Source organism: Collinsella sp. LCP19S3_H3, assembly GCF_052119145.1.
Classification (GTDB): Bacteria; Actinomycetota; Coriobacteriia; order Coriobacteriales; family Coriobacteriaceae; genus Collinsella.
Window position 1 is genome coordinate 51,473 of record NZ_JBQKFW010000006.1, and the last position, 24,157, is coordinate 75,629.

Annotated in this window: 17 protein-coding genes; 14 read left to right on the forward strand and 3 right to left on the reverse strand. The window is 58.8% G+C overall.

Annotated elements, in window-relative coordinates; genetic code table 11:
* Positions 1 to 450 precede the first annotated feature (450 nt).
* Entirely contained in the window at positions 451 to 1,080 is a 630-nt protein-coding gene (locus ACTQZF_RS04665; protein ID WP_441056789.1) for a GntR family transcriptional regulator, read from the reverse strand.
* Between the two features lie 276 nt (positions 1,081 to 1,356).
* Here ACTQZF_RS04665 and ACTQZF_RS04670 point away from each other — a divergent pair, with 276 nt between their 5' ends.
* The 4 genes from ACTQZF_RS04670 to ACTQZF_RS04685 all read left to right on the forward strand — a co-directional run bounded on the left by ACTQZF_RS04670 (position 1,357) and on the right by ACTQZF_RS04685 (position 8,798).
* On the forward strand, positions 1,357 to 2,133 hold the full coding sequence (locus tag ACTQZF_RS04670; RefSeq protein WP_117583089.1) for a dimethylarginine dimethylaminohydrolase family protein: 777 nt from the start codon (positions 1,357 to 1,359) through the stop codon (positions 2,131 to 2,133).
* 109 nt (positions 2,134 to 2,242) lie between these two features.
* Positions 2,243 to 3,706: a basic amino acid/polyamine antiporter gene (locus tag ACTQZF_RS04675; protein ID WP_441554669.1), complete on the forward strand. Its 1,464-nt coding sequence runs from the start codon at positions 2,243 to 2,245 to the stop codon at positions 3,704 to 3,706.
* A gap of 701 nt (positions 3,707 to 4,407) precedes the next feature.
* Positions 4,408 to 6,819 (forward strand): ferrous iron transport protein B, encoded by a 2,412-nt coding sequence (feoB, locus tag ACTQZF_RS04680; protein ID WP_441554670.1) that lies wholly within the window; start codon positions 4,408 to 4,410, stop codon positions 6,817 to 6,819.
* 314 nt (positions 6,820 to 7,133) lie between these two features.
* Positions 7,134 to 8,798, forward strand: a complete 1,665-nt coding sequence (locus tag ACTQZF_RS04685) for a PTS transporter subunit EIIC (RefSeq protein ID WP_427727089.1) — start codon at positions 7,134 to 7,136, stop codon at positions 8,796 to 8,798.
* A gap of 62 nt (positions 8,799 to 8,860) precedes the next feature.
* Here ACTQZF_RS04685 and ACTQZF_RS04690 read toward each other — a convergent pair whose 3' ends face one another.
* The gene (locus ACTQZF_RS04690) at positions 8,861 to 9,613 is read right to left on the reverse strand and encodes a MurR/RpiR family transcriptional regulator (RefSeq protein ID WP_441083195.1); all 753 of its coding nucleotides are present in this window, start codon (positions 9,611 to 9,613) and stop codon (positions 8,861 to 8,863) included.
* A 174-nt stretch (positions 9,614 to 9,787) separates the two neighbouring features.
* Here ACTQZF_RS04690 and ACTQZF_RS04695 point away from each other — a divergent pair, with 174 nt between their 5' ends.
* The 5 genes from ACTQZF_RS04695 (at position 9,788) to ACTQZF_RS04715 (ending at position 15,546) form a co-directional block, all read left to right on the forward strand.
* Complete coding sequence (locus ACTQZF_RS04695; RefSeq protein ID WP_441063319.1) at positions 9,788 to 11,161, forward strand: family 4 glycosyl hydrolase; 1,374 nt, start codon at positions 9,788 to 9,790, stop codon at positions 11,159 to 11,161.
* A gap of 192 nt (positions 11,162 to 11,353) precedes the next feature.
* Positions 11,354 to 12,079 carry a hypothetical protein gene (locus tag ACTQZF_RS04700; RefSeq protein ID WP_441554671.1) on the forward strand — a complete coding sequence of 242 codons (726 nt, stop codon included), beginning with the start codon at positions 11,354 to 11,356 and terminating at the stop codon, positions 12,077 to 12,079.
* Positions 12,080 to 12,252: 173 nt separating this feature from the next.
* Positions 12,253 to 13,449, forward strand: a complete 1,197-nt coding sequence (locus ACTQZF_RS04705; protein WP_441554672.1) for an MFS transporter — start codon at positions 12,253 to 12,255, stop codon at positions 13,447 to 13,449.
* 153 nt (positions 13,450 to 13,602) lie between these two features.
* Positions 13,603 to 14,979, forward strand: a complete 1,377-nt coding sequence (locus ACTQZF_RS04710; RefSeq protein WP_441554673.1) for an alpha-amylase family glycosyl hydrolase — start codon at positions 13,603 to 13,605, stop codon at positions 14,977 to 14,979.
* 3 nt (positions 14,980 to 14,982) lie between these two features.
* The gene (locus ACTQZF_RS04715; protein ID WP_441554674.1) at positions 14,983 to 15,546 is read left to right on the forward strand and encodes a uracil-DNA glycosylase family protein; all 564 of its coding nucleotides are present in this window, start codon (positions 14,983 to 14,985) and stop codon (positions 15,544 to 15,546) included.
* A 10-nt stretch (positions 15,547 to 15,556) separates the two neighbouring features.
* On the opposite strand, the gene ACTQZF_RS04720 is transcribed toward ACTQZF_RS04715, so the two are convergent.
* Complete coding sequence (locus tag ACTQZF_RS04720; RefSeq protein ID WP_441554675.1) at positions 15,557 to 16,207, reverse strand: hypothetical protein; 651 nt, start codon at positions 16,205 to 16,207, stop codon at positions 15,557 to 15,559.
* 93 nt (positions 16,208 to 16,300) lie between these two features.
* Between ACTQZF_RS04720 and ACTQZF_RS04725 the strand changes: the two genes are divergently transcribed.
* The 5 genes from ACTQZF_RS04725 (at position 16,301) to rpoB (ending at position 24,154) form a co-directional block, all read left to right on the forward strand.
* The gene (locus ACTQZF_RS04725; RefSeq protein WP_441554676.1) at positions 16,301 to 17,437 is read left to right on the forward strand and encodes a pyridoxal phosphate-dependent aminotransferase; all 1,137 of its coding nucleotides are present in this window, start codon (positions 16,301 to 16,303) and stop codon (positions 17,435 to 17,437) included.
* Positions 17,438 to 17,944: 507 nt separating this feature from the next.
* Positions 17,945 to 18,466 carry a 50S ribosomal protein L10 gene (gene rplJ, locus ACTQZF_RS04730; protein WP_117646079.1) on the forward strand — a complete coding sequence of 174 codons (522 nt, stop codon included), beginning with the start codon at positions 17,945 to 17,947 and terminating at the stop codon, positions 18,464 to 18,466.
* A gap of 102 nt (positions 18,467 to 18,568) precedes the next feature.
* Entirely contained in the window at positions 18,569 to 18,946 is a 378-nt protein-coding gene (gene rplL / locus ACTQZF_RS04735; RefSeq protein ID WP_154514707.1) for a 50S ribosomal protein L7/L12, read from the forward strand.
* A gap of 311 nt (positions 18,947 to 19,257) precedes the next feature.
* Positions 19,258 to 20,166, forward strand: coding sequence for a UTP--glucose-1-phosphate uridylyltransferase (locus ACTQZF_RS04740; RefSeq protein WP_368136490.1), 909 nt, complete (start codon positions 19,258 to 19,260; stop codon positions 20,164 to 20,166).
* 559 nt (positions 20,167 to 20,725) lie between these two features.
* Positions 20,726 to 24,154 (forward strand): DNA-directed RNA polymerase subunit beta, encoded by a 3,429-nt coding sequence (gene rpoB / locus ACTQZF_RS04745; RefSeq protein WP_229770619.1) that lies wholly within the window; start codon positions 20,726 to 20,728, stop codon positions 24,152 to 24,154.
* The last annotated feature ends 3 nt before the right edge of the window (positions 24,155 to 24,157 follow it).

Sequence of the window (24,157 nt, forward strand, 5' to 3'; positions counted from 1 at the left end):
AGGAACTATTCCACCGCAACTTCGTTTTGATGCCCGGACCGGAAACCGCGTCCCAGTTTTGCCCCTCAAGGTGGGATACAGTTTCTCGCAGAGGGTCGATCGGGAAAATGCGTCCCGGTCTGAGCGACGATTCCGGGATGCATTTTCCGCAAGATGCCTCAACCGGAAAACGCATCCCGTTTCGGGCGTGAATTCCGGGATGCGATTTCCCCAAGGGGCCCCATTGGGAAGCTGCATCCCGGAATTCGTCCGGATAGTGGGACACGGTTTCCGGAAGGGTGTCGTTTGAGAAGCTGCGGCCCGGAGTCCCGCCGTTTGGTTGCTCCGCATCCTACTTATTGGCGCAAAATAACCTGCTCCCATTGCACCAATGATCCCTTGGTGACGGAGGGAAATGAATCATTTTGAGCGGCGGTGCCAAGAATTGGTCCGCTACCGCCCGCTGCTTTCCTACCAAACGGTGAACTGGGCGTTCTCCGTGTTCCAATGGACATCGCGTACGTAATCGCGCACGCCCGCCGCGTCCCGCGCTTCGAACAGTTCAAGAATATGGGCATGTTCGGCATTGGCTTTATCGAGCAGCTTGCACGCCGTCTCTTGATCGACAGTCTCGTAATCGCGTTTGATAAAGCAGCGCTCGAGCTGCGAAATCATATCGCGTAGACGATCGTTGCCGCAGCGGTTGAAGTACGTCAGATGAAAGTCTCGCTGAATGTCGTCGTACTTTCGGATAAGACCGCCTTGGATCGCAAGGTCCATGGACCCAACCAAAAACTTCAGCTGCATGATGTCCTCTTTTGTCAGGAGGGGACAGGCGAGGTATGCCGCCTGCCCATCGAGCGGCCCCATAATCTCAAAGACTTCAACGGCGTTTTGTTGATCGAACCCACGGACACGGAATCCGCGACGGGGGAGATTGTCCAGGTAGCCATCGCTTGCCAGCTGAATGAGCGCCTCGCGAACCGGCGTGCGCGACACGCCCATGGCATCGCAGATCGCTTGCTCGCTCACGCGGTCGCCAGCCGAAAGCTCGCCGGCATCTATGCGGCTCGAAATATAGTCGTATACATGATCCTTCAAGGGTCTTCTGAGCGTTTCCATGAGCTTGTGTTCCTTAACTGTATATTTTCAAAATTAAATACGTTTCGCTTGAATAGCTCAGTTGAATTATAGAACGACCAGCTAAATCGCGCTAATTTGCACCGATAGGTGAGAATACGCTTACCGATGAATACCTACCGTTCGGGATTGTATACAATATACAAAATAGGAAAACCGCCCTAAGATAAAGCTATCGAAAGGAAGGCGGGCGCAAAGAAGTCCCGCTCTCTGCTAAGAGATCCAAGGAGGATCACCATGACCAAGTTCAGCCACGTCATCATCCGTCGTCCCGGCAAGTCCCTGAGCAATGGCATCACGAGTGCCCCCGAGCTTGGCCAGCCCATCTACGAGCGCGCCATCGAGGAGCATTACGATTACGAGCATGCGCTCGAGCAGTGCGGCGTTGACGTGTCGGTGCTGCCGGCGCTCGAGCAGTATCCCGACAGCTGCTTTGTCGAGGATCCGGCCGTCATCACTCGCTGCGGCGCCATCATTACCAACCCCGGTGCCGACAGCCGCAACGGCGAGAAGGACGAGATCGAACCGGCCGTCCGTCGCTTCTTTGACGACGAGCATGTCAAGCACATCGTTTCTCCGGGTACGCTCGACGGCGGCGACGTCATGATGGTCGGCGACCATTTCTACGTCGGTCGCTCCGCTCGCACCAACGAAGAGGGCATCCGCCAGTTCTGTGAGATTCTCGAGGGCTGGGGCCTCGAGGGTTCCGAGGTTCCGCTGGAGGAGGTCCTACACCTCAAGACGGGCGTCAACTACATCGAGGACAACAACATGCTCGTCTCTGGTGAATTCATCGATAAGCCCGACTTTGCCCAGTACAACAAGATCGTCGTGCCCGAGGACGAGGCTTACGGCGCCAACTGCATCTGGGTCAACGGTACGGTCATCGTCGCCGAGGGCTATCCGACCGTGCTCAAGGCCGTGCAGGATCTGGGCTACAAGACGCTCGTCGTCGATACCTCCGAGTATCGCAAGGTCGACGGCGGCCTTTCTTGCCTGTCGCTGCGCTTCTAACGCGATAGCTGTAACAGTCTGATGATCGCTTGACCGATGGCCCGGCACCCGATTCGGGACGTCCGGGCCATCTTTCGTTCGATCACATGATGAAGGGGGTGCACATACAATGGCCTCTAAAGCTCAAAACGACGAGATTATCGACCCTAATGGCCTCGATCTCTTTCGTCTGACCATGATGGTCATTACCGCCAGTATTTGTGGCGGTATCTTTTCGCTTGCCGGTGATATGGCGGCAGGCGGGGCAAATACCGGTGCGGTTATCGTCTCGTGGGGAATTTGTTTTATTGGCGTCTTTGCGCTGATGATGGTGTTCAACGGTTTGTCTCAGGCCCGTCCCGACCTGACCGGCGGCATCTATGCATACGCTGCGGCCGGTTTTGGCGATTACATTGGATTCAACTCCGCCTGGGGCTACTGGATCAGCGCATGTCTTTCCAACGTGAGCTTTGCGCTCTTGCTGTTTAGCGCGCTGGGCTATTTCTTCCCTGCGTTTGGTGCGGGTAACAACCTGCTTTCCATCGTCTGCGCCAGCGCGTTTTTGTGGTTCCTTACCGTCCTTGTGCTTCGTGGCGTTAAGGAGGCTGCGGGCATTAACACTATCGTCACGTTGGCGAAGCTGGTGCCGCTGGGGCTCTTTGTGCTGAGCATCGTGCTCCTGGGTAAGTTCAACGTCGATATCTTTATGGACAACTTCTGGGGAGAGCCGGCTGGTCCTGGCTTTGGCGAGCAGGTTGTCTCGACCATGATCGCCCTTGTCTGGGTCTTCACGGGCATCGAGGGCGCTGTCGTTATCTCGGGCCGTGCAAAGTACGTGCGTGACGTCGGCCGCTCGACGGCGCTCGGATTTGCGGCTGTATTTACGCTGTATCTGATCATCTCGATGCTGTCACTCGGCATTATGCCGCGCGAGGAGATGGCGCAGCTCGCAACGCCCTCCATGGCGGGAATTCTCGAGTGTGCAATCGGTCCGGTTGGCGCTGCCATCGTAAACCTTGGCGTTATCCTTTCGCTGGTCGGCGCGCTGCTGGGCTATGTCATCATTGCGTCCGAGACGCCGTTCGAGGCGGCGCGCCAGGGATCCTTCCCTCTGGCGTTTGCCAAGACGAACAAGCACGACGCCCCGGTGGTAACGGTTCTTGTGAGCTCCGGCATCACGCAGCTCTTCTTGATCGTGTCGTATGTGGCGGCGAGCACCTACCAGTTCTTCTATAGCTGCGCAGTCAACACGATTCTGGTTCCGTATGTCTGCTCGGCTGCCTATTACATGGTGATTGGCTGGAAGAACGAGCATCTGGACGGGCCGCATGCGCCCAGCGTCGGCAAAGCCCGCTTCTTCGGTACGCTCGGCTTTATCTACACATTGTTCCTGGTGTGGTCGACGGGTCTTCAGGGCGTTATGATCACGACGATTCTTTTTGCTCCGGCCATTCCCGTCTATATGCTGGGCGAGCGAGGTCGCGGTAAGCCGGTGCTTCCGCATCTGCACGACAAGCTGATCGCAGCGGTGGTCATTGTCGTGGCAATTATTTCGCTGTATCTGCACTTTGCCGGCATTGCGCCGATTGTCTAGGACTGCGGCAAGCTTCATCGCTTGGTAAGCCGACTGAGGCATCGCGTGCCGGTGCCGTTCGGTAATCCATAACTGACGTGGGCCTCTGTAACGCACCTTTGTGAGCGCCCACTAAACCCGCGCAGGTGACTACGGTTGCCTGCGCGGGTTTTTGCAGTTGCGGTGAAATGCTGCCGGCAGCTGGGGACGTTCCTATTGCCGGCACTCTGGGACACTCCTTGGATGTTCCGCATACAACGGAGGAAAGCGGATGATTTTGACGAGGGGCGGGCGGCTGTTTCGGTCCTCGGGGAAACCACGTCCCGTTTCGGGCACAGATTCCGGGTCGCAGTTTCCCCGAGGGGCTCGATCGGGAAAATACGTCCCAGTCTGAGCGCCTATTCCGGGACGCAGTTTCCGCTAGAGACCTCAGTCGGAAAGCCCATCCCGTTTTAGCGTTTCGGAGTGGGATGCAGTTTCCCCAGGAGCCCCCATCGGGAAACTGCATCCCGGAATTCGCCTGAATAGTGGGGTGCGGTTTCCGAAAGGGTGCCGTCTGGGAAACCGTGTCCCGGAATCCCCTCCCGCGCCTGGTTGTTCCGCATCGCATCTATTGGGCAAAGCGATCTGTCCCCATTGCAACAATCTGTTGATTGAACGTCGCTGCATGTTCGCGCTATCATGCATGGTTAAAATTGGTTAGCCATGGCAAACGGTTAGCAATGGTGAACATAAATGCAACGCCCTGTGGGCGTCGGGGGAGGAACACGGACGTGAAGCTCGATACACTCGAGATTGGAAAGGACGCCGTTGTCGCATCGGTGGCATCGGACGATCAGGCACTCCGACAGCATATTTTGGACATGGGCTTAACGCCGGGCACCGAAGTCACCATGATGAAGTACGCCCCCATGGGCGACCCGCTCGAGATTCGCCTGCGTGGCTACGAGTTGACGCTGCGCAAAGACGATGCTGCTCGCATTGAGCTCGTGGGTATTCACGACACCGATACGAGCCCGCGCGTTAACGCCGCAATCGGCACGACGGAGCACCCGGCGCTCGGTGAGGGGACGTATTCGCCCCGCGCGGCAAAAACGGCCGTGCCCGAGGGCGCGCCGCTGCACTTTGCCCTCGCCGGCAACCAAAATTGCGGCAAGACCACGCTGTTCAACCAGCTGACGGGTTCCAACCAACATGTTGGTAACTTTCCCGGCGTGACGGTCGACCGCAAGGACGGTACTGTCCGTAACCACCCCGAGGCGAGCGTTACCGACCTGCCCGGCATCTATTCGTTGTCGCCGTACACGGGCGAGGAGATTGTCAGCCGTCAATTCATCCTTGACGAGCATCCCGACGCCATCATCGACATCATCGATGCCACCAATATCGAGCGCAACCTCTACCTGACGCTGCAGCTTATGGAGCTCGACTGCCCCATGGTCATCGCGCTCAACATGATGGACGAGGTGACGGCCAACGGCGGCGCCGTGGACGTCAACCTGCTCGAGAGCCTGTTGGGCGTGCCTGTTGTCCCCATTAGCGCTGCCCGCAACGAGGGTATCGGCGAGCTGGTGGATCACGCTCTGCATGTGGCGCGGTTCCGCGAGCGCCCGGGTCGCCTGGACTTCTGCGTGCCCGATGGCCCGGACGGCGGTGCGCTGCATCGCTGCATCCACGGCATTGCCAACCTGATCGAGGACCATGCCGTGACGGCCCGCATTCCGGTGCGTTTTGCGGCGACCAAGCTGGTTGAGGGCGACGAGCTGGTGACCGAGGCACTTCACCTGGATCGCAACGAACTTGACGCTATCGAGCACATCATTACCCAGATGGAGGGCGAGGCTGGCACCGACCGCCTGTCCGCGCTGGCCGATATGCGCTTTAGCTTTATCGGCGACGTGTGCGGGCGCTGCGTGGTGAAGCCGCACGAGAGCCGCGAGCACGTGCGCTCCGTTAAGATCGACCGCATCCTGACGGGTCGCTACACGGCCATCCCGGCGTTTCTGGTGATCATGGGCCTCGTCTTTTGGCTGACGTTTGGCGTGATCGGCGCGGCGTTGCAGGGACTTATGGAGGACGGCATCGCTGTCATCATCGCCTCGGCCGATGCGGGTCTCAAGGCGTTCGGAACCAACGACGTGGTGCGCTCGCTGGCTGTCGACGGCGTGCTTACGGGCGTGGGCAGCGTGCTGACCTTCCTGCCGATTATCGTCGTGCTCTTCTTGTTCCTCTCCATTCTGGAAGACTCCGGCTACATGGCGCGCGTGGCCTTTGTCATGGATAAGGTGCTGCGTCGCTTTGGCCTGTCGGGCCGCAGCTTTGTGCCCATGCTCGTCGGTTTTGGCTGCACCGTGCCGGCTATCATGTCGACCCGTACACTCCCATCCGAGCATGATCGCAAGATGACGGTCATGCTCACACCGTTCATGAGCTGCTCGGCCAAGTTGCCGGTTTACGGCTTGCTGTGCGGAGCATTCTTCCCGCAGGCGACGGTCCCAGCCATGGTCTCGCTCTATCTGATTGGCATTGCGGTCGGTTGCATCGCGGCTTTGGTGCTCAACCGCACGGCATTTAAGGGCGACCCGGTGCCGTTTATCATGGAGCTTCCCAATTACCGCCTGCCGAGCATCAAGACGACGGTGATGCTGGCGTGGGATAAGGCCAAGGACTTTATTACCAAGGCCTTTACCATCATCTTTGCCGCCACCGTGGTCATCTGGTTCCTCCAGACGTTTGACATCCGCTTTAATGTGGTCGCCGATCAGTCGCAGAGTCTACTTGCCGGTCTGGGTAGCATCATCGCGCCGGCGTTGGCGCCGCTTGGCTTTGGCGACTGGCGTGCATCCACGGCGCTCGTCACCGGACTTATCGCCAAGGAGAGCGTCATCTCGACCCTCACCGTGCTTTTGGATGCAACGTCACCCGCGGCGCTGTCGACCATGTTTTCGCCGTTTACCGCCTACGTGTTCTTGGTCTTTACGCTGCTGTACCCGCCCTGCGTGGCGGCAATCGGTGCCGTCAAGAGCGAGTTGGGCGCGCGCTATGCCGTTGCCGTGTTCGCGTTTCAGGTGACGGTCGCCTGGATCGTGGCGTTTGTCGTGCATTCGGCGGGCATATTGCTGGGGTTGGCTTAGGGGTGCGTTGATGCTCCGCGCTTTTGGGCGAGCAACAATTCAATAAATATGAGCCAAAATTCCGGCAATTGTCGGCCCGCGGGGACTGTCCTACGCTGCAGATTGCCGTTCGCTGCCGATTTGCTGCCGTTTACGGATTCGTAAATACTTGCAATCGTCGGTCGATTTAACCGTATTGCGCGATGTCGATGCGCATTTTGTGTACCCCTTTCTACAATCACCTTGCTTCTATTGCCGAACATGTCTTCCGTTTCGCCTGTGTGGGGACGTGGGGCGCGATAGTCGTTTATAGAGGATCATTGAGGAGGGAATTGATGAAAGAAAAATTCCAATCGTTCGGAAAGGCAATGCTCGTTCCGATTACGCTCATTGCCATTTCCGGTCTCTTTTTGGGTATCGGTAGCGTTTTTACGACCGAACTGACCCTTGTGTCCCTTGGCGTTAATTGGGATTGGTATGCCGCTTCGCCGCTCTTTACGTTCTTCTCGGTATTTAAGGGTCTCGGCGAGGTAATCATTGGAAACCTCGGTGTTTTGTTTGCCGTCGGCTGCGCCTTCTCCTTGTCTCGCAAAGAGAAGGGCTGGGCTGCCTTTTCTGCCCTTGTTTGTTATCTCACCATGCTCAAGACGGTTGAGATTCTGCTTGGAGCAGCTGGCTTGGCTGCCGACAATACAACGGTGGAAGCTCTTCAGGCCGTCGGCCTTACGTCCATTCAGGCGAGTGAGCAGTCCGCACTCTACACTACCTCGCTCGGCTTTTTTGGCTACAGCTCTGGTGTCTTTGGCGGCATTATCGTGGGCTGCCTGGTCGCCTGGATCACCGGCCGTTTTTACAAGACCAAGCTTCCAACGGCGCTAGCGTTTTTTGCGGGTAGTCGAACGGTCCCCATTGTATCGCTGATCGCCGGTGGCATCCTGGGCGGCATCATGTACTTCGTCTGGCCCGTCATCGGTGGATGCTTTTCGGGTATTGCGACGTTCGTGAAAGGCTCCGGTCTGTTCGGTACGTTTGTCTATCGCTGGGTGCTCGAGAGCCTTGTGCCGTTTGGCTTGCATCCGCTGCTCGAGACGCCCATGTATTGGACTGAGCTTGGCGGCTCCATGGTCGTCGATGGAACGCGCGTGGTGGGCAATAGCGCCATTCAGCTTGCACAGCTCGCTTCTCCCAGCAGCGACAAGCTCTTGGTTAGGGCTTTCATGGCTGGCTATGGCATTAACGATTACGCATTGTTCCCGGGTATCGCTCTTGCTATGTGGTCTTGTGCCAAGCCCCAGAACCGTAAGAAGGTTGCCGGTCTTTTAATCCCCACAGTGATTTCGACTGTTTTCTTTGGCGTTACGGAGCCGATTCTCTTTACGTTCCTGTTTGCCGCCCCCTGGCTCTACTTTGGCGTTTATGCTCCGCTTTCTGGACTGGGTGAAGTTCTCTCGGAGGCAATGGGCGTTTCGGTGTACCAGGGAAATATCAAGGACCTGATCCCATTCTTATTCCGCCCCGAGAAGCTTAATCTGCTTCCGTACCTTATTCTGCTTCCCGCCTTTTTCCTGGCAGCTTTCTTCCTCTTCCGGTTCTTTATTACTAAGTTCGATATCAAGACGCCCGGTCGAGATGATGGTGACGATATTGAGTTGATCAACAGCAGAGCCGAGTTCGAGGCAAAGGCCGCTGAGGCAAAGGGCGAGTCTGGTAGCACTCCCAAGAAGGCAGTCCAGGGCCATGCGACCAAGGACAGCGCGCTTGCTGTTGGCATTGTCGAAGCGCTTGGTGGAGCCGACAACATTGATGATCTTGACAACTGCATCTCACGTCTTCGCGTGATTGTCAAGGATGGTTCTAAGGTTGCAGACGACGAGGTGTTCACCAAGAATCTTGAAGCTATGGGCGTTATCCGCCTGAGCGACAAGGCAATCCAGGTCATTTACGGTCCTCGTGTCGGCGAAGTCGCTTCTGAGGTGCACGACGTTCTCGGTGACGAGTAAAACGCGCAAGTGGTTTGCAATTGCATAGCGCAATTCCAGGGCTTGGCTTCCTATCGCATGATTTAGGGGGCCAAGCCTTCTTGTTTTAGATTGTCAAGGCAGATACTCAATAGTTCTTCGAATGCGAGAATACAACTTCCGGTAAAGCAGTTAGGCTTAACGTTCTTAAGGTCCATTGGGTGATCGTCGTGTATCGTAAAGATCGCGTCTGCCGTCTTGGCGAGCTCGCTGTCTTCGTTGCCGGTAAACGCGAGGGTCGTAATGCCCGCGTCGTGGCATGCCCTTGCGGTTTCCAGGATGGCTTCTGTCTGGCCCGATTTGGATATGAGCATCATGCAGCTGAGCGTATTTCGGTTGGATTCGACAAACTGATCGGTTTCTAGGAAGTCCTGTATGACGGCCAAAAAGCCAAGTCCAACGAGCTTGGTCGCCATGTACTGCGCAACGATGCGTGAGAAGCCCTCTCCGTTTACTCCGATCATTCTGTTGCGATGCAGGGCGGCGATGAATACGTCTACATCTCCGGTGTGGCATACGAAGTGGACGCTACTGTCTTTGAGTGATTGATTCATTTCGCGGGAGACATGATGAAGGTGCTTGAGATCGTACATCATTTCGCGGTAGCCACGGTAGCCGAGCTTTTTCGAAAGCCTGATGACTGTCGTCATGCTGGTAAAGCATGCCATAGCGACGGGTTTTATACCAATATCATCGAGGGTGTCGATATTGTTGAGCAGGTATTCGAGTACGCTTTGCTCGGTTTCGGATAGCTTTGCGGCTGAGTAGAGCTTGGAAATCTGCTTTTTATCAACCATCGGTGCCCCTTCCCGCCGGACGTGTGTGGCCGCTTCCGTTGCGTAAATAATAACTCCTTGGGGAATTCCTTTCCCGCCTTGCAGCCGGGGCGGGAAGCGGCCCTCCATGCTGGATACAATATCCAAACACAGGCGAACCATGCAATATTGAATGTGCTAATTGGGGGTTTCGATATGAAACTTACGGTCATAGGCGGCGGTGGCGTCCGCTCCATGTTTTTGGCAAAGAGCATAGCCCAGCAGGCGTCATCGCTTGGAATCGACGAACTTGTGTTTATGGACAATGATCCCGAGAAGCTGCGCATCTACGGTGGCCTTGCCGCCCATGTCTCGGGCATGCTTTGCCCCGCGCTTAATTTTTCACTGACGGGCGATGCAGTCGAGGCCGTTAAGGACGCCGATTACGTGATCACGACGATTCGCGTCGGAGGGGACCATATGCGCGTTCGCGATGAGCGCATTGCCCTTTCACATGGGGTTCTTGGCCAAGAGACGACTGGCGCAGCCGGCGTGTCTTTTGCCATGCGTTCCATCCCTGCGCTTGCTTCGTATTGCGAGTTGATCAAGAAGTACGCAAAGCCGGACGTCAAGGTGTTTAACTTTACTAATCCCGCTGGCGTCGTATCTCAGGCCCTACGTGATATGGGCTATGATTTTACATATGGCATTTGCGATGCCCCCTCGGGCATGTTGCATCAGTTTGCCGAGTATAAAGGCGTTGATCCTGCATCGGTTCAGGGCGAGTGCTATGGACTCAATCACCTCTCGTTCTTCCGCAATGTGACGGTTGACGGCGAGGACATCATGCCCGACTTGATCCACGACGACGGGGCATATGCTCATACAGATCTTAGGTTCTTCGAGAAGGACCTCGTCCTAAATCGCGAAAGCGTGCCAAATGAGTACTTATACTATTTCTACTATCGCGAGCGCGCCGTTGCCAACGTTCTCTCTTCGCCCCAGACGCGCGGCGAACTAATCGAAGAAATTAATCGAGAAATGACGAGCGAGCTTGCATCTATCGATATTGAGAACGACTTCGAAAAAGGCCTCGCGTGCTTTGAGAAGTGGTATGGAATGCGAGAAAACAACTACATGGCGGCCGAGACAGGTATTCATCGCGACAAGCCGTGGACGTTTGACGTGTACGGCAAAGATGCTGGCGGATACGCAGGTGTCGCGCTCCGTTTCATGGATATTGCCCGCTCTGGCAAGACGCAGCAGATGATCCTGTGCACCCCCAACAATGGCGCCATCCCCGGTCTTCTCGATACAGATGTCATTGAGTCAACGTGCGATATCTCCACCGATGGCTGCGTACCGCATCGCGTCGAAGCCGATTCTGTGCCCGCGGGAAACCTCGAATTGATTCGTCGCGTCAAGTACTACGAGCGCACCGTGGCGCGTGGCATCGTTAACCGATCGAAGCGCGACATTGTCGAGGGCCTCGCGATGCACCCGCTCGTTAATTCGTACTCCTTGGCGAAAGATATCGCCGCGCAGTACTTTGAGCTTAACCGCGACTACATCGACGGCTGGACAGACTAGTCTGGACGTTAAAACTAGAAATTTTGGATGGGCGGACCGGCGTTTATATTGGCGCCCGTTCGCCCTGCCTAGTAAGAAAACGGGTATAGAGTGAACTTGCGAGAGAACTTCAATGTCTTTCTGGAATCGGGCGATCGGGCGAAGGGATGCCGGAGTGGTTGCACGATGGCGTTATATATCCCCTTGTTTGTTATGAGCGTGCTTCAACTTGGTGTATCAAACGTTGCAACTGAGCTCGCCTATATCGATCCGTCCATTACGCTTATTTGCACTGTGGTCGCAGCCTTTTTAAACCTGCTTCTATCGAATGTGGCTTTTTCGTTTTTTGCCGTCGACCGGTCCAAAAAGACGCTGCAACCGGCTCGAACCCCTTCGGTTTACCTTTTGGCCTCGACGGTTCCCCTCCAGATTTCTGGGGCGCTGCTAATTTATTTGGTTCACTTGATTTTATCGGCAATTGTAGTCTTTGCCTCGCTTGCGAGCAGTCAGCTCGGGGTGTTGTGCTCGCTTGTGGTGGCAGTAATCGTGACGCTTCTTTCCGCGTCGTTCGTATTCGTGTTAATTGAAGATGCGGACGTGGGGCAGAGGGGACTACGAGGCATTCGGTTTGCACCACGCTACATCATGCGTTCGGTCACGGCGCTTCGTTCCTCCTGCAGAGAAATCGCGCGTCCCGCAATGCTGCTGGTGACATGGAATCTGGTTGCAAGTTGCGCTATCCCTGTTCTTGTCGGATGGGTAGTTTCGAGTGCGGCGCTGCCGTCGGCACTTTCAGTGACGTCGCTTGTACATGAGGGACTTTATTATGGGGCGTTTGCTTATATGCTGCTTTTGCTAGTTCATTGTGCGGTTGCGAGTTGGCTCGAAATTGACGTGCTCATGGGGGTGTCCTTGTGCGTATCCGAGCAGGCGCGATAGCCCGAAGATGAAGCCGCGTTTTCGACATTGAGTTCCTGCACACCTTACTTTCTAAGCGGAATTGGCGCGCCGTCTGTTAACGATCGTTTTCCAAGAATTCTTTTATTGCGCATTTATAGACTTCTCATTGCTATAATCGCCCACCGCCCAAGACAATCGGAGAGGTTTCCTACATGACTCAGGCAAGACAAGATGGCATCTCGCTCAAGCAGTGGCTCCCGCTTATCGGGCTCGCCTGCTGCGCGTTCGTGTTCAACACATCGGAGTTCATGCCCATCGGCCTTCTGACTGATATTGCCGTATCGTTCTCGCTCACCGAGGCCCAGGCAGGCATCATGATTTCGGTCTACGCCTGGGGCGTCATGCTGCTGTCGCTGCCGCTTATGGTGTTTGCCTCGCGCTTTGAGTTCAAGCGTATGCTGCTCGGCGTGCTCGCCGTGTTCTCTCTGGGTCAGTTCCTGTCCGCCGTGGCGCCCACCTATCCTATTTTGGTCTGCGCACGCCTGGTGGTCGCTTGCGCACATGCCGTGTTCTGGTCGGTCGCCTCGATTATGGCCTCGCGCCTGGTCGACGCCCGTCACGGGGCGCTCGCCATCAGCATGATCGCCACGGGCTCGTCCATCGCACAGATCTTTGGCCTGCCGATCGGCCGCGCCATCGGCCTGGCCGTGGGCTGGCGCATGACGTTTGCCGTGGTCGGGGCCTTTTCTGCCGCCGCGGTGGTGTACCAGGCCGCGGTGTTCCCGGCCATGCCGGCGGGAGAGCGCTTTGCCGTCAAACAGCTGCCCGAGCTGCTCAAGAGCCCGTTCCTCATCGCGCTCTACGCGGTCACGGTTTTTATGGCGACCGGCTATTACACAGGCTACAGCTATATCGAGCCCTTCCTGGCGCAGGTCGCGCACGTCGACGCGGGCGCCATTACCATGACGCTGACGGCGTTTGGCTGCTCCGGTCTGGTGGGCAGCTGGCTGTTTGGCCGCCTGTTCGACGGGCACCGCTTCCCGTTTTTGGCTATCACGCTCTCCGGCGTGCCAGCGGCCCTGCTGCTCATAGGTTCGGCCGCATCGTCGCTCGCAGCAGTGCTTGCCGTCTGCGTGCTGTGGGGCTGCTGCGCCACGGCCTTTAACGTGGCATTCCAGGCCGAGCTTATCAAGTACACGCCCGCGGATTCGTCGGCTGTCGCCATGTCGATCTTCTCGGGCCTGTTTAATCTGGGTATCGGCACGGGCACCGCGATCGGCGGCGCCGTGGTTTCGGGCCCCGGTATCGCCTGGATCGGCTTCGTGGGCGGGGCGATTACCGTCGTGGGCGTCATCCTCGCCATCACGGTGATGTTCCCGGCCATACGCCGCGCAAAGCCCGTCGCCTAATCACGTCCCCTCATCAGTTGCGGTGGAATAGTTCCTGTTTAAGGCCTCTGAAGGCCCAAGCAGGAACTATTCCACCGCAACTTATTTTGGGGAAGAGGATGCAAGCCGGGCATACAATGGATGTCGTTGTGTTGAGCTTACCGGGAGGTTGCTATGTGGGCATACGAGACGACGTTCTATCAGATCTATCCGCTGGGCTTTTGTGGAGCTCCGCGCGAAAACGCCGCGCCCGTTGCCGAGGATGCGCTTGCCCAGGCTGCCAACGACGCGCCCAACCCCGATGCCCCCATCATGAAAATCGCCCAATGGGCCGACTACCTGCGAAAACTCGGTATTGGCGCTGTGCTCATCAACCCACCGCTCGAGTCCGATAGCCATGGCTACGACACGCGCAGCCTGCGCCACATCGACCGTCGCCTGGGTGGGGATGCCGACTTTGCCGCCGTGTGCGAGACGCTGCATGCCCACGGCATCCGCGTGGTGCTCGACGCCGTCTTCAACCACGTCGGTCGCGGCTTTTGGGCCTTCCGCGATGTGCAGGAGCGCAAGTGGGACTCGCCCTACAAGGACTGGTTCCACATCAGCTTTGACGGCGACTCGTGCTACGGCGACGGCTTTTGGTACGAGGGCTGGGAAGGCCATTTTGAGCTCGTGAAGCTCAACCTGCAAAACCCCGCCGTGGTCGATTACCTGCTCGAGTCCGTGCGCCGTTGGGCCGATGTCTTTGGCGTCGACGGTCTGCGCCTGGACGTCGCCTATATGCTCGACCGCGACTTTATGCGCCGCCTGCACGCCTTTGCCCGTGAGCTCAAGCCCGACTTTGTGCTGATCGGCGAGACGCTCCACGGTGACTACAACCAGATCGTCAACGACGAGATGCTCGACTCCTGCACCAACTACGAGTGTTACAAGGGACTGTACTCCAGCTTTAACTCGATCAACATGTTCGAGATCGCCCACTCGCTGCACCGTCAGTTTGGCGGCGACCCGTGGTGCATCTACCGCGGCAAGCACCTGCTGTCGTTTGTCGACAACCACGACGTGCCACGCCTGGCGAGCATCCTCACCGACAAGTCGTGCCTGCGTCCCGCCTATGGCATGCTCTTTGGTATGCCGGGCATCCCGTGCATCTACTATGGCAGCGAGTGGGGAATTGCTGGCGAAAAGGGCGGCCCCGATGGCGACTGGGCGCTGCGCCCTGCGCTCGATGAGCCTGCGCCCAACGAGCTGACGGCCTTCATCACACAGCTTGCGCACCTGCGCTTGGCCGACGACGCGGCGGCACGCGCTCTCAGCTACGGCGCGTACCGCAACGTGGCGATTCAGAACAAACAGCTGCTGTTCGAGCGCGCCTGCGACGACGCGACGGTGCTCGTGGCGGTCAATGCCGTGAACGAGCCTTATACCTTTGGAGCCGGCGAACTCAACGGCTCCTTCGTCGACCTACTTGCCGACGAAGCACCCACGGTCGAGCTGACGGGTGCGCTTGAACTTGCGCCCTACGAGGTGCGCTATCTGTTGAGGGCCTAGGCCATGGCGGCGTCAGACGAGGGCTATCAACATATTGAGCATGGGTTTGAGCCCGTGTTTGACCAGCACTCGCGCGTTTTGGTGCTCGGGTCGTTTCCCTCGGTGCTTTCGCGCGCCAATGCCTTTTATTACGGCAACCCTCAGAACCGCTTTTGGCGCGTGATGGCCGCGTGCCTTGGTGTGCCTGTACCACCCAACGAGGGCGACCCTTTGGTGGGCGGCGAGCCCGCGACGCTCGACGCCTCTATTGCCGCCAAGCGATCCATGCTGTTGAACGGTGGCTTGGCCCTGTGGGATGTGGTCGAGAGCTGCGACGTTAAGGGGTCGAGCGACGCGAGCATCAAAAACGTTGTGCCGGCATATATCGAACGCATCACTGGAGCTGCGCCCATCGAGCGGGTGGTATGCAACGGAGGTACGGCGGGGCGCCTCTATAAGCGCTATCTACAGGAGCGGACGGGTCTGTCCGCTGTCGTGTTGCCGTCAACTAGTCCCGCTAACGCGGCCTGGCGCCTGGAGCGGCTTGTCGAGCGCTGGCGCGAGGCGGTTGACTGGACCGCACGGTAATCTAGATCCTTTATTGAGCATGGGCGCCGAGGCGTTTGATGATGGCATGCCAGATTGGTGCGGGCACGGCGGGCTTGACGCGCACCATGCCGTCGACATCGACGCTATCGGCCTCGCCGCCGCCAAGCAGCTGCGCATGCTCTATGGAGCAGCCCATGCGCACGGCGCCTACAAGCTTATCCATCGCTTCGGAAAATGGCCGGCGTAAGAGGCCCATACGCGGGGAGTGGCGAAGCGCCGCAATACCGCTGCCGGCGCAGATGACAACGCCACCGCACCATGGCAGGTCGCGTAGACGACAGGCCCGGCGCAGCCGCATGGCGGTTTCGCGTGCCCGTTCGGCGTCCTCGGACCCAGCAAGAACGACGGCGTAGACGCGTGTCTCTGTATCCCCGAAGCGATCGAGTATCTGCTCGACAGCGATCATCGCCTCATCATCAAATGCATCATCAACAGCGAACACCATGCCATCGATAACACCGGCATCATCCGCCTCCAAGTCGACCGAACGGGGGAGCGCGGTGCCGGAAAGCTGAGCATAGGCGGCGATGGCATCCTGCAGGTCCCAAAGCAAAAACTCAAGATCGGCGCTCTCGGGAATACTGATATATGCAATGGTTTGCAACGTTTTTGGTACATCGCCGCGCGCAGTTGTCTCCATGCCGCCTCCTTTCCGGTTGGTTTCCGTTTAGGTTACACCGTCTGGTGGCGCGCGGGCGCGCTATCCTAGTGCAACCCTTACGAAAGGAATGCCATGCGACTGCCCATGAACACCTCGCTTGCCACGCTCAAGCCCTCCGGCATTCGCCGGATCAACGCGCTCGCCGCCCAGCACCCGGGGTGCATCGCGCTCGCGCTTGGCGAGCCCGATTTTCCCACGCCCGATGTGATTAGCGCCGAGGCGACCGCCGCGCTGGGCCGCGGTGACACGCACTATCCACCCAACAACGGCCGTCCCGCCCTGCGCGAGGCGCTGTCTACCTACATGGGAGACGCGGGCCTTACGTTTTCGGCCGACGAGGTCATCCTAACCGACGGCGCGACCGAGGCCCTGTCGGCAACATTTATGGCCATGCTCAACCCCGGCGACGAGGTTATTATCCCCACGCCAGCCTTTGGTCTGTACGAGAGCATCGTCGTGGCCAACCATGCCAAGGCGGTCTTCTTGGATACGGAGCCCGTGCAATTCCAGATTGACGAGGACGCGCTTCGCGCCTGCGTGACGCCGGCGACTAAGGCCATCGTCATCTGCACGCCCAACAATCCCACGGGCTGTATCCTCGACGCGGCATCGCTCGACGCCGTGGCACACGTGGCAGAGCAAGCGGGCATCTACGTAATCTGCGACGACGTATATAACCGCCTGGTCTATGTGGATGGCTATGAGCGCTTTGCCCAGCGCCACCCGGAGCTACGCGAGCAGACGGTGGTCATCGAGAGCTTCTCCAAGCCATGGGCTATGACCGGCTGGCGCTTGGGCTGGCTCGCAGCTGCAGCCCCCGTCATCGCCGAGATCGCAAAAGCTCACCAATACCTAGTATCAAGCGCCGTCTCCTTTGAGATGGACGCCGCAGCCCGAGCCCTGACCGTCGACCCAACCCCCATGCTCAAAGTCTACCGAGCTCGCCGCGAACGCGTGCTCGCAGCCTTAGACACCATGGGCCTCGACGTAGTGGAACCAGCCGGCGCCTTCTACGCTTTCCCCAGCATCAAACAATTCGGCCTAACAAGCGAAGACTTCTGCATCAAAGCCATCAAAGAAGCCAACGTAGCCCTAGTCCCCGGAGACTGCTTCGGCACCGAAGGCCACGTCCGCTTAAGCTACTGCGTCTCCGACCAAGATCTGGACGAAGGCCTCCGCCGCCTGTCCACCTTCGTCTCAACCCTATAACCATCAGGGACGCAACACATCAGCCCACCGACATAAGGATTGTGAGTGGGGCGCGTCGGCCAACGGCAACCCTGGCTGCCCCAAAGTCAACACAGGTCGCGCCGCCAAAGGCCAGGCGCAAGCTTTTCGTAGATTCCGCACGAGCCGAAGAGCACTAAATGTGCTCTTCGTGCGAGCCCAGGACCTGACCGAGCGAAAAGCTTGCGCCTGGCCTTTGGCGGCGCGACCGAGATGGTGGAATTGTGTGCAGCCCGGTTTTCCGTTGACCGACGCCGGGGTCCCCGCCATAATACTTTCGGTTCACGCACGAATCCGCTGCCAGAGACAGCCGGTGCAAACGGGCATTGCCCGCGAGCTTAATGGGACATCCCGCCAGCCGAGGTGGTCGAGTAGATATGTCTTCTCGCCCCCGTCGCTCATGCAGCGCGGGGGCTTTCTTTTTGGACATGCCCCCGTCACGTCCTTGTGGCGGACCGTGCCCGGAAAGAATTCGAGGAGGTGTAATTCATGCCCCAGCAGTACAAAATCGACAAGGTTGCAGAGATCGAGTCCCGTATCGCCGAGAATGCCGGTCTGTTCGTCGTCAACTACAACGGTCTGACGGTTAAGCAGGCTCAGGAGCTGCGTCATCAGCTTCGCGAGTGCGGCGCCGAGATGAAGGTCTACAAGAACAACCTGGTCAAGATCGCTCTCAAGAACCAGGAGCAGCCCGAGCTCGACGAGATCCTCGCCGGCCCCGTCGCTTATGTGTTCTACGAGACCGAGCCGGTCGAGGCCGCTAAGACCCTTAAGGACTTCTCCGCTAAGTCCAAGGGCGTCCTTGAGATCAAGGGCGGTATCTCCGACGGCAAGGCCGTTTCCGCTGATGATGTTAAGGCTATCGCCGAGCTGCCCACCAAGGACCAGCTTCTCGGCCAGATCGCCGGTCTCATCTCCGGTTTCGCTCGCGACATCGCTGTCTGCGTCAACGGCGTTTCCTCTGGTCTCGCTCGTTCGATCCAGCAGGTCTCCGAGCAGAAGGCAGCCTAGTCGCTGTTTTCACCCGCGGCGGCAACGCCGCACCCCTGGCGCATTCGCGCCGTGTTTTAACTGATCTCCGTGCACAGACACGGAAACCGAAAGGACTTAGAAATGGCTAAGCTTACCACCGATGAGATCATCGATGCTCTTAAGGAAATGACCCTTCTCGAGGCTTCCGAGCTCGTTAAGGCTATCGAGGACACCTTCGGCGTTTCCGCCGCTGCTCCTGCCGCTGTTGTCGCCGCTCCCGCTGCTGGCGCTGCTGAGGCCGAGGAGAAGACCGAGTTTGACGTCGTGCTCGAGGGCTTCGGCGACAACAAGATCCAGGTCATCAAGGCCGTCCGTGAGCTCACCAACCTTGGCCTGAAGGAGGCCAAGGAGGTCGTCGAGAGCGCTCCCAAGGCTGTTCTCGAGGGCGCCAAGAAGGAGGACGCCGAGGCTGCCAAGGAGAAGCTCGAGGCTGCTGGCGCTGCTGTCACCCTCAAGTAATCAGGCTTTCTCGCCAGATTTCTTTGCAGACGGGGTTCGCATTGCGAGCCCCGTCTTTTTTGTTTTGGCCCCTCATTCCCATTGCTCGGCACGCAGAACACCGCTGTCTTCGCCGTGCCAATCCCGTTACCGCTGGGGCATAAAATTGCACCATTCGAGCAATAATTTGCGTTGACCTGCTGAAGAATTGCGTTTGCCTTACGGCGACGTATGTCTCCGGCGGTAAGATACTTCGGTATCGCAATTTGGTCTGCGGCCGCCGTGTCGCACGCTTGGGGCGCTTTGCGCCTGCGAAAGGATCCTTGAATAATATGAAGGCAATCATCCCCGCCGCCGGTCTAGGCACGCGTTTTCTGCCTGGCACTAAGTGCACGCCCAAAGAGATGCTGCCGGTTCTCGACAAGCCGGTTATCCAGTATGTCGTTGAGGAGGCACTCGACCCCGAGGAGGTCGACGACGCCATCATCGTTACCTCTCCCGGTAAGCCCGAGCTGCTGAGCTACTTCCAGCCCGACCGTTCGCTCGAGAACCTGCTGCGCGAGCGCGGCAAGAACGCCTATGCCGATGCCGTCGCCCACGCTGGCGGTATGCCGGTCGACTTCCGCTATCAGTACGAGCCCAAGGGTCTCGGCCATGCCATTCGCTCGGCGGCCGATGCTGTGGCGGGGGAGAACTTCCTGGTTCTTCTGGGCGACTATGTTGTGCCCAACCATGACATTTGCGACAAGATGCTTGCCGTCTCCAAGGAGCATGGCGGCGCTTCGGTTATCGCTGTTGCCGCGTGTGCTCCCGAGGAGGTCAGCCGCTATGGCGTTATCGCCGGCGAGCGCGTGGGCTCCCTCGAGGGCGCTGAGGGCGTTGGCGATGCCGAGCCTGGCGCCGTGTGGCGTATCGGCGGCTTGGTGGAGAAGCCTGCTCCCGAGGCTGCGCCTTCTAACCTTTACATCGTCGGACGCTATCTGCTGAGCCCGCTGGTCATGGAGCTGCTTGCCGACCAGCAGGCCGGCAAGGGCGGCGAGATTCAGCTCACTGACGCCATGGCCCGCTCGCTCGACCGCGAGGCTATGTACGCTGTCGTCATCGACCCGCTCTCGGGCTACGACACCGGTACCCCGTCTGGCTGGATGGCCACCAACGCCCTTATGGCCGCAAGCGATCCTCGCTTTGCCGATGCCTTCTGGGATGCCATCGACGAGCGCGGCGGCTTGATGCGCAAGTAAACAGCGCTTACGGGTGCGGACTTCGGTCTGCACCCGTTTTTTTGCGAAGTGCCGCTTAGCTCCGGAAAGTGCGACCCACAATTTGATCGAATTCTGGGATGCGCTTTCCGGCTGAGGACCCTAGCGGAAAGCGCATCCCAGAATATCGGCTCAGGACGGGATACAGTTTCCCAAGCGGGGCTCAATCGGAAACTACGACCCAGTTTGAGGCCTCAAAACGGGACGCAGTTTCCGCCCGATCAGCCTTCGCCGCCATTCCGCCATTCAGCGACGCGCATCAGCAACTCTGTTCACAGAAAATATATGAACAGGTGTTCGATGCATACCAATCTACCTGCGCATTTTCTGTCGAAAAACTTTGCTACTCCAAAAACTCAATCGCGTCAAGGCTTTTCTTGCCCAACGGTCGGTACCTGATAAACTATTAGGTTGCGATAACTGGCGAAGCTATGCCTCGCCAACCCACCGAGCATTTCCGTGAAGGAGGAAAAACCTGGTGACCTACGCATACACTGCCACTGAGCGCAAGCGCGTCAGCTTCGGGAAAATCCCGGAGGCCATGGAGCTCCCCAACCTTATCTCTGTTCAAAGGGAATCCTTTGAGCGTTTTAAGGACGAGGGCCTTCGTGAGGCGTTTAAGGAATCCAGCCCCATCCAGAGCCAGAACCATGTTCTCGAGGTTACCTTCGGCGAGCATCAGTTTGGCGACCCCGCGCACACCGTCGAGGAGTGCCGCGAGAAGGATATGACCTATCAGGCTCCGCTTCTGACCGACGTCCGTCTCACCAACAAGGAGACCGGCGAGATCAAGGAGCAGCTCGTCTTTATGGGCGACTTCCCCATGATGACCGATCAGGGCACCTTCATCATCAACGGTACCGAGCGTATCGTCGTCTCGCAGCTCGTCCGTTCCCCGGGCGTGTACTTTAGCTCCGAGATGGATTCGGGCAAGCAGATCTACAAGGCTCAGATCATCCCGTCCCGCGGTGCCTGGCTTGAGTTTGAGGTCGATAAGCGCGACCAGCTCATGGTTTCCATCGACCGTAAGCGCAAGCAGAGCGCCACGATGTTCCTGCGCGCCCTTGGCATCGCCGTCACCAACGACGACATCATCGAGCTGCTCGGCAACTCCGATGTGATCAAGCGCACCCTCGAGCGCGATACCGCCCTTACCCGCGAGGATGCTCTTATCGAGATCTACCGTCGCCTGCGCCCGGGCGAGCCTCCCACCGTGGATGCTTCCCGCAGCCTGCTCGAGGGCCTGCTCTTCAACCCGCAGCGCTACGACCTGGCCCGCGTCGGTCGCTACAAGGTCAACAAGAAGCTCAACCTCACCACCGAGGAAGAGGTCACGGTGCTCACCGACGAGGATATCGTCGCTACGCTGCGCTACCTTCTGTCCCTCGCTGCCGGCGAGCAGGGCTTCAAGGTTGACGACATCGACCACTTTGGCAACCGCCGTATCCGCACCGTCGGCGAGCTCGTCGCCAACCAGTTCCGTATCGGCATGAGCCGTATGGAGCGCGTCGTCCGTGAGCGCATGAGCTCCCAGGACATCGACGAGATTACCCCGCAGTCGCTCATCAACATCCGCCCGATCGTGGCCTCCATCAAGGAGTTCTTCGGTTCCTCGCAGCTCTCGCAGTTCATGGATCAGGCGAACCCCCTGACCGGTCTGACCCACAAGCGCCGTCTGTCCGCACTCGGCCCTGGCGGTCTTGCCGGCCACAAGTCGGGCTCCAGCCGCCGCACCAACGTGCCGACGGCCGTCCGCGACGTTCACAACTCGCACTACAGCCGCATGTGCCCGATCGAGACCCCCGAAGGCCCCAACATCGGCCTGATCGGCTCGCTTGCCCTCTACGCCCGCGTCAACGAGTATGGCTTCATCGAGGCCCCGTTCCGCCGCGTCGAGAACGGCGTTGCCACCGACCAGATCGACTGGATGACCGCTGACGAGGAAGAGAAGCACGTTATCGCGCCGGCCAACACGCCGCTCGATCCCAAGACCAACGAGTTCATCACGACCGATGCCGAGGGCAAGATCGTCCGTCCGCATTCCGTGATCGCCCGTACCCGCGACTTCGACGGCTCCTTCGGCGCTCCCGCCGACGTGCCTGTCGAGGACGTCGACTACATGGACGTCTCGCCGCGCCAGATGCTCTCCGTCGCAGCCACGCTGATCCCGTTCCTCGAGCACGACGACGCTAAGCGTACGCTCATGGGCGCCAACATGCAGCGTCAGGCCGTGCCGCTGGTTCACCCCGCCGCTCCCTATGTCGGTACCGGCATGGAGCGTCGCGCCGCCCTGGACTCTGGCGAGGTCACCCTGGCCAAGAACGCCGGCGAGGTCATCTTTGCCGACGCCTCCAAGATTATCGTCAAGCATGCCGGCGGCATGGACGAGTATCACCTGGCCAAGTACCAGCGCTCCAACCAGTCCACCTGCATCAACCACCGCCCGCTCGTGCGCGTCGGCGACACCGTTGAGCAGGGTGAGCCTCTGGCCGACGGTCCTTCGACCGATCACGGCGAGCTCGCACTGGGCCAGAACCTTACCGTGGCCTACATGCCGTGGGAAGGCTTCAACTACGAGGACGGTATCGTCGTGTCCGAGCGCCTGGTGGCCGAGGACCTGCTGACGACCATCAACATCACCCGTCACGAGATCGACGCCCGCGATACCAAGCTCGGCCCCGAGGAGATCACTCGCGAGATCCCGAACCTCTCCGAGGACATGCTTGCCAACCTCGATGAGGACGGCATCATCCGCATCGGCGCTGAGGTCGGCCCCGGCGACATCCTGGTCGGCAAGGTTACCCCTAAGGGCGAGAGCGCTCTGACTGCCGAGGAGCGCCTGCTGCGCGCCATCTTCGGTGCCAAGGCTCACGACGTTCGCGACACTTCCCTTAAGATGCCTCACGGCGCTTACGGCCGCGTCATCGACGTCGTCCGCTTTAGCCGCGAGAACGGCGACGACCTGGCCCCCGGCGTCAACGAGCAGGTGCGCGTCTACGTCGCCCAGCGCCGTAAGATCCAGCAGGGCGATAAGATTGCCGGCCGCCACGGTAACAAGGGTGTTATCTGTAACGTTCTGCCGGTCGAGGACATGCCCTACATGGCTGACGGTACCCCGATCGACGTTATCCTCAACCCGCTGGGCGTTCCTTCGCGTATGAACGTCGGCCAGCTGCTCGAGTGCCACCTTGGCTGGGCTGCTGCCTGCGGTTGGGATACCGAGGATGCCGATTCCGACAAGTACGTCCCCGGTCCGTTCTTTACCGCGACGCCCGTCTTCGACGGCGCCAAGGAGGACGAGATCGCCGAGGTCATCCGTCGTGCCAACAAGAATATGCTCAACAAGGCCACCGCTGCCTTTGGCGATCACATGCGCCCCGAGTTTGTCACCCAGCTTGACGAGCGCGGAAAGACCCGCCTGTTTGACGGCCGTACCGGCGAGGAGTTCCGCGAGCCCATTACCGTGGGTACGTCCTACATCCTCAAGCTCGGTCACATGGTCGACGACAAGATCCACGCCCGTTCGACTGGCCCTTACAGCCTGGTTACCCAGCAGCCGCTGGGCGGCAAGGCCCAGTTCGGCGGCCAGCGCTTCGGCGAGATGGAAGTTTGGGCACTGTACGCATACGGTGCTTCCAACGTCCTGCAGGAGATCCTGACCGTCAAGTCCGACGATACCGTGGGCCGCGTCAAGACCTACGAGTCCATCGTCAAGGGCGAGAACGTCCCGGTTCCGGGTATCCCCGAGTCCTTCAAGGTTCTCGTCAAGGAGATCCGTTCCCTCGCACTGGACATCGAGCCCATGCGCGATGCCGACGAGGACGCCTCCGCCCCTGTGACCGCCGAGGAGACCTCTGCCCTCGATGACCTGGCTGCGCTCGCCGGCGTTGACGCCGACGTCGAGGCCCAGGATGCCGAGACCGCCGAGGCACCCGAGGCTGTCGCCGCCACGACCACTGATAAGGAGTAGTTG